We start from the raw sequence: 12,992 nt of genomic DNA on the forward strand, positions 1-12,992 counted from the left end.
CGTGAACCAGACCGCAGGGGCACATCCGGCGGCCAAGATCGGCTTCTCCGCGGACGACATCGTCATGGAGATCGGTTGGGACGACGACGTCGACGAGTCGTGGCGCGAAGCCATTGAGGAGATCGTCGGCTCCGAGATCGAGGACGAGACGTACGACGGCGTCGTCGACTCCGTCCTCGTGTGGTTCCGTGACGGCGACGGCGACCTCACCGACGACGTCGTCGACGCGCTCGCCACGCTGGAGGACAAGGGGTTCGTCCTCCTCATGACGCCGAAGGCCGGCTCGGATCTTGCGATCGACGCCGCGGACGTGCAGGAAGCTGCGACGACCGCCGGTCTCAAGGCCAGCTCGACCTTCAAGGTCGGCGACGACTGGATCGGCACGAAGCTCGTCCAGGGTGGCGCGGCGAAGCAGCGCTGAGCGCGGCCGCCGCACGAGACGAAGAGGGAGTGACATGAGCGGTCTCGAGGTGGGTGCTGCGGCGCCCGATTTCACGCTCAGGAACCAGTTCGGTGAGGACGTGACATTGTCCGGCCTCGTCGCCGAGCGCCCGACGCTGCTCGTCTTCTACCCCTTCGCGTTCTCCGGCATCTGCACGGGGGAGCTGTGCCACATCCGCGACAACCTGCCCCGCTACGACGGTGACGCGATGCAGGTCGTCGGCATCAGCTGCGATGCGATGTTCACGCAGCGCGCGTGGGCGGACGCCGAGGGCTTCGACTTCCCACTGCTCAGCGACTTCTGGCCGCACGGCGCGATCGCGCGCGCCTACGGCGTCTTCGACGACGAGCGCGGGTTCGCCGTGCGCGGCACCTTCCTCATCGACGCGTCGATGACGGTGCTCTGGTCGCTCATCAACGGCCCCGGCGAGGCGCGCGACTTCTCGCCCGCCCTCGAGGTGGCCGAGAACCTGTGACGCGGCGCGGCGTCGTGGCGCCGCCCCTCGATGACGCCGAACTCGACGTGGCCACGCGGCGGGTAGGATTCAGCTGCATCCGCGCCGTCTCGGCGCGCGCTCAGGGCCTCTAGCTCAGCTGGTAGAGCAACGCGTTTACACCGCGTCGGTCGTCGGTTCGATCCCGGCGGGGCCCACATGAACAACTCCACCACGACCCTCGCGGACGTCACGCGAATCCTCGACGGCTTCTACCCGCCGTCGACGGCTCAGTCGTGGGATGCCGTCGGCCTCGTCACCGGCGACCCGGAGCAGCCGATCGAACGTGTCCTGTTCGCCGTCGACCCGGCGATGAGCGTCATCGACGAAGCCGTCACCGGCGGTTACGACCTGCTCGTCACGCATCACCCGCTACTCATGCGTGGGGTCAAGTCGGTCGCGACGACGTCAGGCAAGGGGCGCGCGGTGACAGCGCTCGTCGTCGGCGACGTCGCCCTGTACGCGGCGCATACGAACGCCGACGTGGCCACACCCGGCGTCAACGACGCGCTCGCGGCCGCATGCGGCCTGCAGGACGTCGAACCCCTGGTCGAGAGCGAGGGGCAGCCGCTGGGCCGCGTCGGTGAGCTGCCTCAGAGCATGACGCTGCGCGCCTTCTGCGAAAGCCTCGCCGCGGCGCTACCACCCGCCCCCGTCGGCCTGCGCGTCAGCGGAGAGGCCGAGGCGAGCGTCCAGCGCGTCGCGGTGCTCGGCGGCGCCGGTGACGGCGAGTTCGGCGCGGCACGACGCGCGGGGGCGGACGTCTACGTCACCGCCGACCTGCGTCATCATCCCGCCATCGAGGCGCGCGAGGAGGACGACCCGGCGGCGCCGATGTTCCTCGTCGACGCCGGACACTGGGCTACCGAATGGTTGTGGCTGCAGCACGCCTGCGAGCGTCTCGTGAAGGCCGTGCGCGAGAGCGGCGGCGACATCGAGGTGCACGTCTCGACGACGTGCACCGACCCCTGGAATTTCCTCGTGCCCACCAATGAAGGAGAGATGCAGTGAAGGCAGAACTTCAGCAGCAGTGGAGGCTGCTCGACCTGCAGAAGCTCGACACCCGCCTCGACCAGATCGATCACCGTCTCGCGAACCTGCCGCAGGCGAAGGAGCTCGCGGAGCTGACGAAGAAGGCGGACACCGCGACGGAGGAGATGATTCTCGCGCAGACGGCCGTCATGGACGTCGAGCGTGAGATCGCGCGCAGCGAGGCCGACGTGCAGCAGGTGCGCGACCGCATGGCCCGCAACGAGAAGCGCCTCGCCTCGGGTGAGGGCAGCGCGAAGGATCTGCAGGCGCTGCAGCACGAGACGGACACGCTCGCTCGCCGTCAGGTCGTCCTCGAGGACGCCGAGCTCGAGATCATGGAGCGCGCCGAGGGCCTGCGCGAGCGGCTGACCGCGTTCACGACGGTCGCTGACGAGGCCGAGGCCAAGGTCAAGCAGCTCAAGGCGGAGATGGGCGAGGCAGCCAAGGAGCTCGAGACCGAGCGCGCCGAGGTGCAGCGCAAGCGCGACGACATGGCCCCGTCGTTCGCCGCCGACCTGCTCGCGGAATACGACGGCATCCGGGCCCGCAGCGGTGTCGCCGCGGCGGCGCTGCACGGTCGTCGCTGCCTCGGTTGCGGCCTCGAACTCAACCACTCGGATCTGCAGCGCATTCGCTCGAGCGCCGCCGACCAGGTCGTCTACTGCGACGAGTGCGGACGCATCCTCGTGCGCACGGCCGAATCCGACCTCTGACCGGGCAGAGAGTACAGCGCTCGGCGCGTCGCCTCGCGGTGACGGCGCCGGGCGCTGTTCGTCGTCCGAAATGCCTGTGGGCGAAGGAGATTCATCATGACGCGACGTCTCATCGTCGAAGCTGACGGCGGTTCGCGCGGCAACCCCGGCGTCGCCGGGTACGGCAGCCTCGTGCGCGACGCGGACACCGGTGCGCTGCTCGCCGAACGCGCCGCGCCGCTCGGCAAGGAGTCGAACAACGTCGCCGAGTACACCGGCCTCATCGAGGGGCTGCGGGCCGTCGTCGATCATGCCCCGGGCGCTGCCGTGACGGTGCGGATGGATTCGAAGCTCGTCGTCGAGCAGATGTCGGGCCGCTGGAAGATCAAGCATGAGGACATGAAACGCCTCGCCGCCGAGGCCCAGGCGCTCGCGGCGGAGATCTCGAGCGCGGGCGGCGCCGTCACGTACGAGTGGATCCCGCGTGCCAAGAACAAGGACGCCGACAAGCTGTCCAACGACGGCATGGACGGCGTCACCGTGCGACGCGACACATGGGGTGACGACGTCGAGCGCGCGTCGCAGGGTGGTGGTGGCGAGCGCACTGACGGTGCTGGTGCTGACGTGGACGGCGCCAGTAGCGCGGGCGCGGGTGCGGGCGACCCGAACGGTGGGGGCGAAGTGGGCGGCGAGGCCGTCGTTGAGCCCGACGAGAAGCCGAGGGGGCCGGCGGATCTCGGACGGCCGACGCGCATCGTCCTCGTGCGCCACGGCGTCACCGACTTCACGACGAGGGGGCTGCTCGACGGTCGCGGTGGCGCGGACCCGTCGCTCAGCACCGAGGGTCGCGATCAGGCACGCCGCGTCGCGGGCGCGCTCGACGGGCTCGTCGGTGACAGCGACGTGCACGTCGTGACGTCGTCGCTCGCCCGTGGGGTCGAGACAGGCACGCTGATCGCCGAACGTCTCGGGGTGACGCCGCGGGTCGACGCCGACTGGGACGAGCAGGCCTTCGGCGAGTGGGACGGGTTGTCGTTCAAGGAGATCCGCGCCAAGGACGCGGCGGGACTGTCGAAGCTGCGTCACGAACCGACTCACCGCGCGCCGGGCGGCGAGACGCGCGACGAGCTCGACGAGCGCGTCGCTGCAGCCCTCGGTCGGGCGGTGGAACGCGGCGGTGTCGTCATCATCGTGACGCACCGCATCGTCATCATGTCGGTGCTCGCCAAGGTGCTCGATCTGAGCATGGACGGCGCGTGGCGCGTTGCGGCGGCCCCGGCGTCGCTGACCGGCATCGAGGTGTGGCGCGACGGCAACGCGCAGGTCGCGTTCACGAACGACACGCATCACCTGCGGGGCTGACAGAGCCTCAGAGCCTCCGATGCAGGCGTCAAGGGGCGTGCGCCGGCGTCCAAGGCGGGTCGTCCGGTGCGCGGACGATCATCCATCCTGTGTGGCGAGCGGCGCCGAAGATCCATAAGTTGCAGTTATGGATATTCAGCGCGGGCAAGAAGACTGGCGACCCGACACCCTCGCGGTGCGCAGCGGCCTCGCGCGCAGCGGTTTCGAGGAGACGGCGGAGGCGCTGTACCTGACGTCGGGGTTCGTCTACGACTCCGCCGAGGCCGCCGAGGCCGCGTTCTCGGGTGAGAGCGACCGGTTCGTCTACAGCCGATACGGCAACCCGACAACGGCGATGCTGCAGGAGCGGCTCGCCGCTCTCGAGGGAGCCGAGGCGTGCACGGCGACGGCGTCCGGCATGTCGGCGGTGTTCACGGCCCTGGCCGCGCTGCTGGGGGCGGGCGACCGCGTCGTCGCCTCACGCGGGTTGTTCGGCTCGTGCTTCGTCATCCTCGACGAGATCCTGCCGCGCTGGGGCGTCGAGACGGTCTTCGTCGACGGGCCTGACCTCGAGCAGTGGCGCCAGGCGCTGTCGCAGCCGACGACGGCGGTGTTCTTCGAGTCGCCGAGCAACCCGATGCAGGAACTCGTCGACATGCGCGCCGTCAGCGACCTCGCCCATGCGGCCGGGGCGCAGGTCGTCGTCGACAACGTCTTCGGCACGCCTGTGTTCAGCCGGCCGCTCGACCACGGCGCCGACGTCGTCGTCTACTCCGCGACCAAGCACATCGACGGGCAGGGACGCGTGCTCGGTGGCGCCATCCTCGGCAGGCGCGAGTTCATCGACGGGCCGGTGCAGAACCTCGTGCGCCACACCGGCCCGACGATGTCGGCGTTCAACGCGTGGGTGCTGCTCAAGGGCCTGGAGACGCTGCGGCTACGCGTCGAGGCGCAGGCGGCGACAGCGCTGAAGCTGGCCGAGGTGCTCGAGGCGCATCCGAAGGTGTCACGTGTCGTGCATCCGTTCCTCGTCTCGCACCCGCAGCACGAGCTCGCGAAACGGCAGATGAGCGGTGGCGGCTCGGTCGTGACGTTCCAGATCGACGGTGACAAGGCGGAGGCATTTGCCCTGATGAACGCGCTGCGCATCGTCGACATCTCCAACAATCTCGGCGATTCGAAGTCGATGATCACCCACCCCGCGACGACGACGCATCGTCGGATGAGTGCCGACGCGCGGGCCGCGATCGGCATCACGGACGGCACTCTGCGCCTGTCGGTCGGGCTCGAGGATGCGGGTGATCTGGTCGACGACGTCCGTCAGGCGCTGCAGGTCGCTCTCGGCTGACGGGGGTCGCCGGCGCCATGCGTCATGCTTTTGGGGCCAGCAGGTCAAGCAGCTACGGACCAGTAGCTCATCGCGTCAGGGCGAGGACGGCAAGAGCCGCGGCGGTCGTGATGAACGTCGTCGATCCGGTGAGCAGCAGGTGACGGCGCCAGGACACGGTGACGCCCTCGCGGCGCAGGCGCTCGCGCCACAGCAGCGTCGCCACCGACCCCCACCACGTCAGCCCACTTGCGACGTTGACGCCGATGAGCAGGGCGAGCACACGCGTCGCGTCGTGGGCGGCGGGTTCGAGGGCGAGGTAGGCGGGCAGGTTGTTCGTCGCGTTGGCGAGGCCCGCGCCACTGAGCGTGAGGGCCCAGGCGGGCGCGTCGTCGAGCGTCCGGACGAGCGGGTCGAGCGCGCCGGACCCATGCAGCACCGCGACGGCGACGAACAGGGCCGTCGTGATGAGCAGGCTGCGCCACGGCAGGGTGATCTCGCGGAGACGCTCAGGGGTGAGCAGTGCGAGAGCGAGGACGCAGCACAGCGCCGCGACGCCGGCCGTCATCCACGGTTCGACGACGAAGATCGCCGCGCACATGAGCAGGGTGATGACGGCGACGCTTCGACGCGCGGATCTTTGCTGCGGCAGTGGTGCTGACGCCGATGTGTCATCGGGCGCCGTGGTGCACGGTGATTGCCGCCCGGGGCGATCGTGCCAGTCGAATGGCCGGAATGCGGGGCGCCAGATGACGGCGGCGCACAGGAGCGGCACGAGCGTCGTCGTCAGTGCGACGGGCCACGCCAGCGCGAGGAAGCCGAGGCTGCTCGTGGTGTCCAGGTGCCCGCGCGCCAGCAGGTTGGTGAGATTGGAGACGGGCAGCCACAGCGAGGCCATGTTCGCGAGCCACAGCGTCGGGAAGGCGAACATCGCGACCGGCGCCCGCAGTCGACGCGCGACGACGACGGCCGCGCTCGTCATGAGCACGGCAGTCGTGTCGAGGCCGAGCAGGGCGGTGACGACGCCGGTGGTGAGCAGGAACAGCAGCCACGTCGCGGGCACGTGACCGCGCCCTACAGTGACGAGACGCCGGGCCAGGTCGTCGAAGACGCCTGCGGCGGAGCAGCATTCGGCGACGATCGTCAGCGCCAGAAGAAACGCGAGAACGCCCGGCACCCGGGCGAGCAAGTCGAGCGCTTCATGCATGAGAACACCGCGTCGTGCACCTGGTGTGGGCAGTCGTCATCGGGCCGTGGCGTCGAGGATCCACGGTTTCGTCGCGCTCTTGGGCGCGGTGAGGGCGACGTCGAACGTCTCGGCGAGCTGCTCGGCGAGGGCTGCCGGCGTGCGCGGGTCACGCGGGTCGGTGACGAGGGCGCGCGTGACGAGGCCACGCGTGTGCTTCGCCATGTGAGTCGCCCCGGGCACCCGGATGTGCACCCAGCGTTTCGCAAGGTCGCCGGATGGCGCCCACGACGCGGCGTACGTCGATGATCGACAGTCGATGACGAGGCCGCGCCCGGCGGCCTCGGTCAAGGGCGCGTCGAGCAGTGGCTTCCAGAAGCTCGCGAGCGGGCCGATGCCCGGCAGGTTGACGGCCATCGACAGCCGGTATGGAGCGACCGCATCGCGCAGACGCACGGCTCCGTAGAGGGCGGAGGAGATGACGACGCGCCGCCCGGCACGTGTCTTGTCCGCCCCGGTGAGCGAGGCGAGATCGAGCGCGTCGTAGAGCACGCCGGTGTAGAGGCCCGACGCGGGCAGGGCGGGTGCCGTCGTCAGGCGCGTGTTGCGGGCGATGTCGTCGGTGAGGTTGGGGGAGACGTTGAGGGCGGACGCAGCGTCGGGGCGAGCGCTCACCGCCGTCAGGGCGTTGATGACATTGCGGCGCGCGTCGTTCAGTTCGGGGTTGCTCAGCGAGTCGAGGTTCATGGCGCGACCGCGGGCACGCGTCGCTTTGGTCTCCGACGGCGGCAGAAGGATGATCACCGGCACAGGGTAGTGGGCGAGGCGCTCGGTCACCCGCCGGCGCTGAGTCGCTCGCCTTCGCGCGCGGTGGGGGCAGCCGCGTCGCGTGCCGGTGTGGAACGGGCCATGCCGAGGCGCTCGCCGCGTAGGCTCGGGCCATGCCGAGCACACGCATCCTGCTGCAGAACACCGACGCCTCCGGCGAGCTCGCGCGCTCGTTCGAGGCCCTGCGCGCCGAGAACGAGCTGGCCACCGACTACCCGGCCGACGCCGTGGCCGACGCTCTCGACGCGCTCGCGCACGTCGAGAAACCGGAGCGCGACGAGACGTCCGTGCCGTTCTTCACGATCGACCCGGCCGGTTCGATGGACCTAGATCAGGCCATGCACCTGGAGCGTGACGGCGAGGGTTTCCACGTGCGCTACGCCATCGCCGATGTGCCGCTGTACGTGCGTCCCGGCGGCGCTCTCGACGCCGAGACGCGCCGTCGCGGGCAGACGATCTACATGCCCGACATGCGGATTCCGTTGCACCCCGAGGAACTCAGTGAAGGTGCGGCGAGCCTGCTCGAGGGGCAGATCTGCTCGGCGTTCGTGTGGGACATGCATCTCGACGCACGCGGCGAGGTGACGTCGGCGAGTTTGTACCGCGCGCAGGTCCGCAGCGTCGAACGGCTCGACTACACGCAGGTGCAGGGGAATGTCGACGGCGGGGGCGCGATGGGCGGCGCCGTCGACGAGCGCTTCGCGCTGCTGCGTCAGATCGGTGAGTTACGCGCGCAGCTGGAGATCGAGCGTGGTGGCGCGTCGCTGCCGATGCCCGAGCAGGAGGTGAGCGAGCCGAGCCCCGGCGACTACGAGGTGCACTTCCGCCCACCCGTACCGAGCGAGGACTGGAACGCGCAGATTTCCCTCATGACGGGCATGGTGGCGGCGCGGATGATGCTCGACGCCGGCATCGGCATCCTGCGCACGATGCCGAAGGCCGACGAGCGCGACGTCGCGCGGTTCCGCCTGCAGGCGAAAGCGCTCGGCGTGGCATGGGCCGAGGACCAGACGTACGGCGCGTTCCTGCGCTCCCTCGATCGTGATGACCCGCACCATCTCGCGCTCGTCCACGAGGCCGTCGGGCTGTTCCGCGGTGCCGCGTACACGCCGTTCGACCGCGACAACCCGGCCATCGCGACGCCCGAGATCACCGAGCAGGCCGCCGTCGCGGCGCCGTACGCGCACGTCACCGCGCCGCTGCGGCGGCTCGTCGACCGCTTCGGGCTCGTCATCTGCGAGGCCGTCTCCAACGGACGCGAGGTACCGGCTTGGGCGCGCGAGGCGCTCGTCGAGCTGCCCGAGATCATGAAGCGCACCGACTCGCTGGCGCGCAAGATCGACCGCGCGTGCGTCGACCGCGTCGAGGCGGCCGCGCTGTCGTCCGACGTCGGGGAGACGTTCGCGGCGTTCGTCGTCGAGGACGGAGACCACGGCCACGGCAAGGGCGAGCCGACGATCCAGCTCGTCGACCACGCCGTTGTCGCGACGGTGAAGGTCGGTGACGCTGCGGCCCCTGCGCTCGGTGAGGCGTGTGAGGTGACGTTGACGGGCGCCGACATCGCGACGGGGAAGCTGACGTTCGCCCTCGCGTGAGGTACTGACGCCTCGCTGCGTCACATCGTGCTGGGTGCGTCAGGCGTGACCGACTCGGGCGGCATCATGTGACGCAGCTGGGTCGTCGCCCGTCATGGGCCGGTCGGATGCGTCGGCACCCGCAGGCAAAGGTAAGCTTGCGCGCGGATGAGTCGGCCGGGCGGTCGCGTCGAGAGTTCGCTCTCGCCGAGGAAAGTCCGGGCTCCACAGGGCAGGGTGATGGCTAACAGCCACCCGGGGCGACCCGCGGGAAAGTGCCACAGAGAACAGACCGCCACGCTCATGAGCGCGGCAAGGGTGAAACGGTGGTGCAAGAGACCACCAGCGCCCCAGGCGACTGGGGCGGCTCGGTAAACCCCACCCGGAGCAAGATCAGACAGCATGCGTCGAAGCGGCCCGCTGAGCATGTGGGTAGATCGCTCGAGCCCTGCAGCAATGCAGGGCCTAGATGGATGATCGCCGAAGCGATGCCAGCAATGGCGCGCGGAACACAACCCGGCTTACAGGCCGACTCATCCCGCTACCCCCGGAATGCCGGGGGTTTTTGCGTTCCTAGGACGCCTCAGTCCGCAAATAGTCCGCAACGTTCCCGAGCGCAGCGTCGACGGCTTGTCGCGTGCGGTCCTCCGTGTTCGGCCACAGCCGGGCGTAGGTGTTCAAGGTCTCCTCCGCCGACTTGTGCCCGAGCCGGGCCTGAACGACCTTCACGGACTCGCCGTGCTCGATGAGCAGTGACGCGTAGTGATGACGCAGCGCGTGGAACGTGTACCCCTCAAGGCCGGCCTTTGTCGTCGCCGCCTGCCACAACGGCGAGAACGTGTTGCGACGCATCGTGGCGCCGCGAGAGCCCCTGAACAGTAGATCCTCGGGGCCGATCTCGTGCGCCTCGATGTGCGCTGAGAGCGCGTCGGCGACGACCTGGGGGAGGGGGATCACGCGATTCGACGAACGCGTCTTCGTCGGCCCGAACTCCGACGGCTTGCCGTTGCGCATGACGAGCTGACGGTCGATGACGATCTCGCGCTTGAGGAAGTTCACGCGATCCCGCGTCAGACCGAACGCCTCACCCTGGCGAAGACCGGTGCCGGCCGCGAGGATCACCAACGGCTTGAAGTGCTCCGGCGTCGCCTTGACCAGCGCGTGAACGTTCTCGACCGTCAGGACGTCCTTGGGGTCGACCGTCTCGTCGGCGACCTCCGGCATCTTGATACCGATGCATGGCGTCCGGGCGACCTCGCGAGCCGCGACGGCGGCCTTGAAGATCGTCGCCACGTAGGAGTAGGTGAGCGTGACCGTCGCAGGTTTGTAGGTCTCGGACAGCTCGGCCACCATCGCCGCGATGTCATCCGAGCGGATCGACCGCACCTTCTTGTCGCCGATGCGCGGGTAGACGCGCTTCTCGAGCGAGACACGCACCGCGTCAGCCGTCGCCGGCCGGTGATGCACCTGCAGGGCGCGCCACTGCTCGGCGTACTCCTTGAACGTCATCCGGCCCGCGTTCGGGCTCACGAACATGCCCGTGAGCATGAGGGCGCGGTTCTCGTCGAGCCACCGCTGACCATCGAGCTTGCGGTCAAAGTGCCGGGCGTACTCCTTGCCGTCCTCGTCACGGAACCGGGCGCGCCACTTGCCGTTCGGGCGCCGGGTGATGCTGCTACTCGGCATTGTCGTCCATCGCAGCCTTGAGGTATTCCAGCGACCCCGCTTCGAGCAAGCGGTGTAGATCGGGGCGCTCTCGCTCGATGAATCTGCGGATCGTCATAACCTCGCCGATCACGCTAAGGCCGCCCCGTGAATCCTGTTCGTCCGGCAGGCCGCCATGGGTCATAAGCGTTCGTCTGGCCCCGTGAATTCGCTGCCAGTGGGTAGTAGCGAATAGCACCCAGGCAAGCGCCCAGGACTCTGCGGCTGATAGGTGGTCGAGGAGTTCGCGCCTGTAGCCGTCCGGGAAAACTACGTAGAAGGTGGCCTCGATGTCTTCCTCGAGTTCCGCCAGGTAATCATCCACTCCGGCGCCTGCCCGTGCAAAGGTCCGCCTCAGTCGTTCCACGGCATAGCGGGCCGACTGCACGTCAGCCCGAGCGCTTGCAGATGCCATGGAGTCCAGGGGGACTCCGAGCAAATCAGCTATAGCGAACCCCTCATTCAGACGCACGGGGCGCTTCCCGTCCTCAATTCGCTGGACCGTCTGTTGATGAAAGGCGAGGTCGTAGCGCGTCTTGAGCGCCTTCGCCAGGTCGCGTTGCGTCAAACCCGCAGCTCGGCGCAGCTGCTCCATCTGCTGCCGGAAGCTGTCCTCCCAGGGGGTCAGGAGCATCGGTTCGGTGCTGGCTTCGTTGTCTGTCACCGTCCCAGGCTACATCGATTTGTTACTCGCGAGAATCGCCGTGCTTGCGCGTGAGGGCCTGGTCGTGTAAACATTATTTTGTCAGCGGCGGATAGCGCCCTGTTGTGAAGGAGCAGGAATGAACGACCTGAGAACGCTTGACGAGGTGGCCGCGTACCTGCGGAAGACGCCCAGCCAGATGCGCTGGCTCAGATATGCAGGAACCGGCCCCAGGTCGGCCAAGATCGGCGGCCGCGTGATGTACCGGCAGCGTGACGTCGACGCCTGGCTCGACGCCCAGTTCGAGAACGACCCCGCCAACACCGCCGCCTGACGCGGCGCCACGAAGGAGAACGAAGCATGAGCACCATCGACGACGTGCTCGCGGCCGAGGAAGCCGTCGAGAGCATCACGCAGTTCAAGGTCACGAACCCCAAGTGGTCGGTGGAGGTCTTCCACCTCTCCGACGAAGCACCGGACGTGTTCCACGTCGACGTTCAGACGCATGACGTGTTTCGCGCCGAGGACATGCCCGCGTTCGCGGATGCGGTCACCGGGGCGCTGGCGCACCTGCAGAAAGCGGGTGGGCTCCGTGTGTAACTCAACAAAAACGAACACCGCCGAGTTGCAGCTCGACGGCGTTCGAAGCGGCGATCACCTGGAGGGCAATGCCGTGCACCAGATTAACGAACCCAACAACGGGCAACAGACGTGGTGGCGAGACGCTGAGATCATCCTAGCGGCTCGCGCGGCGTCCGGGGCACCGTTCACCGCCGACGACCTGCGAGCCGACGGCCTCGACGAACCGGTGAAGCCCGCCTACTGGGGAATGCTCTTCCAGCAGGCGCAAGCGCACGGCGTCATCGTCTCCGTCGGTGTGATGAACTCCCGCCGCCGGCAGCGTCGAGGTTCCCTAGGCCGCGTCTGGGTCGGTGCCACGGGCGAGGGAATCGCCGCCTGATGCCGAGCGTCACGACCACGGTCCCGGGTTCTGGCTCGGGACTGTGGTGGCGGTCCAAGTGGATGGAGAGCATCTACACCGCCGACGACCTGAAGCCGCTCGAGGTGCTCGTCGCCACCGTCTACGCCGATCACGCCCACGACAAGCGGGTCTCGTGGGTCACTGGTGAGCGCCTTCGACAGCGGACCAAGCTGTCGAAGGACGCCGCGCACCGTGCCCTCAAGGGCCTCGAGACCAAGGGTTATCTCGTGGCAGTCGAGCGCAGGCCGAGGCGTCCCACGACGTACGGCCTCGTGATCCCTGAGCACCGCCTTGGTACGCCAGACGTACTAGCCGCTGGTACGGGAGACGTACTAACAGCTCCTCCACTGGTACGGGAGGCGGACCAGCTGGTACGGGAGACGGACTCAACTGGTACGGGAGACGTACTCCATCCCAGTACATATCCCAGTTCTCCATCCCATGCGCTCGCCCTGGCCGATGACGGCGACGCTCACGCGCACCAAGACCGCGACGCGACGGCGGCCCAGCATCGATGCGATCTGGGATGGATCAACAACTCCGACGGCACCGTGAGCAAGTGCCCGACCTGTAAGTCAGCGAGGAACGCAGCATGACCATGACCCCGTGCCTCGAGTGTGGTGAACCCTCGAACGGCCCACGATGTGACGAGCACCGACGACCAGCGGTCTCCCGACCATCACGAGCAGCAGGCTATGACACGGCCTGGGATCGACTCAGCCGACGAGCACGCAAGCTCCAGCCGTTC

Annotated in this window: 15 protein-coding genes, 1 tRNA gene and 1 other RNA gene; 13 read left to right on the plus strand and 4 right to left on the minus strand. The window is 68.5% G+C overall.

The window, feature by feature from the left end; all coding sequences use genetic code 11:
- The first annotated feature begins 1 nt into the window (after position 1).
- From DYE07_RS00490 to DYE07_RS00520, 7 genes are all read left to right on the plus strand, one after another.
- The gene (locus DYE07_RS00490; RefSeq protein WP_006944308.1) at positions 2-421 is read left to right on the plus strand and encodes a DUF3052 domain-containing protein; all 420 of its coding nucleotides are present in this window, start codon (positions 2-4) and stop codon (positions 419-421) included.
- 34 nt (positions 422-455) lie between these two features.
- Complete coding sequence (locus DYE07_RS00495) at positions 456-917, plus strand: peroxiredoxin (protein ID WP_038568635.1); 462 nt, start codon at positions 456-458, stop codon at positions 915-917.
- Between the two features lie 103 nt (positions 918-1,020).
- Positions 1,021-1,093 (plus strand) — tRNA-Val (locus DYE07_RS00500).
- A 1-nt stretch (position 1,094) separates the two neighbouring features.
- Positions 1,095-1,946, plus strand: coding sequence for a Nif3-like dinuclear metal center hexameric protein (locus DYE07_RS00505; protein WP_115296096.1), 852 nt, complete (start codon positions 1,095-1,097; stop codon positions 1,944-1,946).
- On the plus strand, positions 1,943-2,680 hold the full coding sequence (locus tag DYE07_RS00510; RefSeq protein WP_006944179.1) for a zinc ribbon domain-containing protein: 738 nt from the start codon (positions 1,943-1,945) through the stop codon (positions 2,678-2,680). Before DYE07_RS00505 ends, DYE07_RS00510 begins: the two co-directional genes overlap by 4 nt.
- A 96-nt stretch (positions 2,681-2,776) precedes the next feature.
- Positions 2,777-4,021 (plus strand): bifunctional RNase H/acid phosphatase, encoded by a 1,245-nt coding sequence (locus DYE07_RS00515; RefSeq protein ID WP_115296097.1) that lies wholly within the window; start codon positions 2,777-2,779, stop codon positions 4,019-4,021.
- 127 nt (positions 4,022-4,148) lie between these two features.
- Positions 4,149-5,348, plus strand: a complete 1,200-nt coding sequence (locus tag DYE07_RS00520; RefSeq protein WP_115296098.1) for an O-succinylhomoserine sulfhydrylase — start codon at positions 4,149-4,151, stop codon at positions 5,346-5,348.
- A gap of 67 nt (positions 5,349-5,415) precedes the next feature.
- Here the strand turns inward: DYE07_RS00520 and DYE07_RS00525 are convergent, their stop codons facing one another.
- Both DYE07_RS00525 and DYE07_RS00530 read right to left on the minus strand, forming a co-directional pair.
- Positions 5,416-6,534, minus strand: coding sequence for an ArsB/NhaD family transporter (locus tag DYE07_RS00525; RefSeq protein ID WP_115296099.1), 1,119 nt, complete (start codon positions 6,532-6,534; stop codon positions 5,416-5,418).
- A gap of 36 nt (positions 6,535-6,570) precedes the next feature.
- Positions 6,571-7,317, minus strand: a complete 747-nt coding sequence (locus DYE07_RS00530; RefSeq protein ID WP_062257848.1) for a YaaA family protein — start codon at positions 7,315-7,317, stop codon at positions 6,571-6,573.
- Between the two features lie 137 nt (positions 7,318-7,454).
- On the opposite strand from DYE07_RS00530, the gene DYE07_RS00535 reads away from it, so the two are divergent.
- Together DYE07_RS00535 and rnpB are read left to right on the plus strand one after the other, a co-directional pair.
- Positions 7,455-8,936 carry an RNB domain-containing ribonuclease gene (locus DYE07_RS00535; RefSeq protein ID WP_038568631.1) on the plus strand — a complete coding sequence of 494 codons (1,482 nt, stop codon included), beginning with the start codon at positions 7,455-7,457 and terminating at the stop codon, positions 8,934-8,936.
- Positions 8,937-9,084: 148 nt separating this feature from the next.
- Positions 9,085-9,455, plus strand: an RNA gene (gene rnpB, locus DYE07_RS00540) — RNase P RNA component class A.
- A 33-nt stretch (positions 9,456-9,488) separates the two neighbouring features.
- Here rnpB and DYE07_RS00545 read toward each other — a convergent pair.
- Positions 9,489-10,601 (minus strand): tyrosine-type recombinase/integrase, encoded by a 1,113-nt coding sequence (locus DYE07_RS00545; RefSeq protein ID WP_115296100.1) that lies wholly within the window; start codon positions 10,599-10,601, stop codon positions 9,489-9,491.
- The gene (locus DYE07_RS00550; RefSeq protein ID WP_147286873.1) at positions 10,591-11,283 is read right to left on the minus strand and encodes a helix-turn-helix transcriptional regulator; all 693 of its coding nucleotides are present in this window, start codon (positions 11,281-11,283) and stop codon (positions 10,591-10,593) included. The genes DYE07_RS00545 and DYE07_RS00550 overlap by 11 nt, the downstream gene beginning before the upstream one ends.
- A gap of 118 nt (positions 11,284-11,401) precedes the next feature.
- Here DYE07_RS00550 and DYE07_RS00555 point away from each other — a divergent pair, with 118 nt between their 5' ends.
- The 4 genes from DYE07_RS00555 (at position 11,402) to DYE07_RS00570 (ending at position 12,840) form a co-directional block, all read left to right on the plus strand.
- Positions 11,402-11,596: a helix-turn-helix transcriptional regulator gene (locus tag DYE07_RS00555; RefSeq protein WP_115296102.1), complete on the plus strand. Its 195-nt coding sequence runs from the start codon at positions 11,402-11,404 to the stop codon at positions 11,594-11,596.
- A gap of 26 nt (positions 11,597-11,622) precedes the next feature.
- Positions 11,623-11,862, plus strand: coding sequence for a hypothetical protein (locus DYE07_RS00560; protein ID WP_115296103.1), 240 nt, complete (start codon positions 11,623-11,625; stop codon positions 11,860-11,862).
- Between the two features lie 25 nt (positions 11,863-11,887).
- Entirely contained in the window at positions 11,888-12,223 is a 336-nt protein-coding gene (locus DYE07_RS00565) for a hypothetical protein (RefSeq protein WP_115296104.1), read from the plus strand.
- Between the two features lie 62 nt (positions 12,224-12,285).
- Positions 12,286-12,840 (plus strand): helix-turn-helix domain-containing protein, encoded by a 555-nt coding sequence (locus DYE07_RS00570; RefSeq protein WP_147286874.1) that lies wholly within the window; start codon positions 12,286-12,288, stop codon positions 12,838-12,840.
- Positions 12,841-12,992 lie beyond the last annotated feature (152 nt).

The sequence above is a fragment of the Dermacoccus nishinomiyaensis genome (assembly GCF_900447535.1).
In the GTDB taxonomy this organism is placed as follows: Bacteria; Actinomycetota; Actinomycetes; order Actinomycetales; family Dermatophilaceae; genus Dermacoccus; species Dermacoccus nishinomiyaensis.

Bases quoted from the DNA above. Each gene is read 5' to 3' on its own strand.
- DYE07_RS00495 (WP_038568635.1), top strand. From the start codon at position 456: ATGAGCGGTCTCGAGGTGGGTGCTGCGGCGCCCGATTTCACGCTCAGG.
- DYE07_RS00505 (WP_115296096.1), top strand. From the start codon at position 1,095: ATGAACAACTCCACCACGACCCTCGCGGACGTCACGCGAATCCTCGAC.
- DYE07_RS00515 (WP_115296097.1), top strand. From the start codon at position 2,777: ATGACGCGACGTCTCATCGTCGAAGCTGACGGCGGTTCGCGCGGCAAC.
- DYE07_RS00520 (WP_115296098.1), top strand. From the start codon at position 4,149: ATGGATATTCAGCGCGGGCAAGAAGACTGGCGACCCGACACCCTCGCG.
- DYE07_RS00525 (WP_115296099.1), bottom strand. From the start codon at position 6,534: ATGCATGAAGCGCTCGACTTGCTCGCCCGGGTGCCGGGCGTTCTCGCG.
- DYE07_RS00535 (WP_038568631.1), top strand. From the start codon at position 7,455: ATGCCGAGCACACGCATCCTGCTGCAGAACACCGACGCCTCCGGCGAG.
- DYE07_RS00545 (WP_115296100.1), bottom strand. From the start codon at position 10,601: ATGCCGAGTAGCAGCATCACCCGGCGCCCGAACGGCAAGTGGCGCGCC.
- DYE07_RS00555 (WP_115296102.1), top strand. From the start codon at position 11,402: ATGAACGACCTGAGAACGCTTGACGAGGTGGCCGCGTACCTGCGGAAG.
- DYE07_RS00560 (WP_115296103.1), top strand. From the start codon at position 11,623: ATGAGCACCATCGACGACGTGCTCGCGGCCGAGGAAGCCGTCGAGAGC.
- DYE07_RS00570 (WP_147286874.1), top strand. From the start codon at position 12,286: ATGGAGAGCATCTACACCGCCGACGACCTGAAGCCGCTCGAGGTGCTC.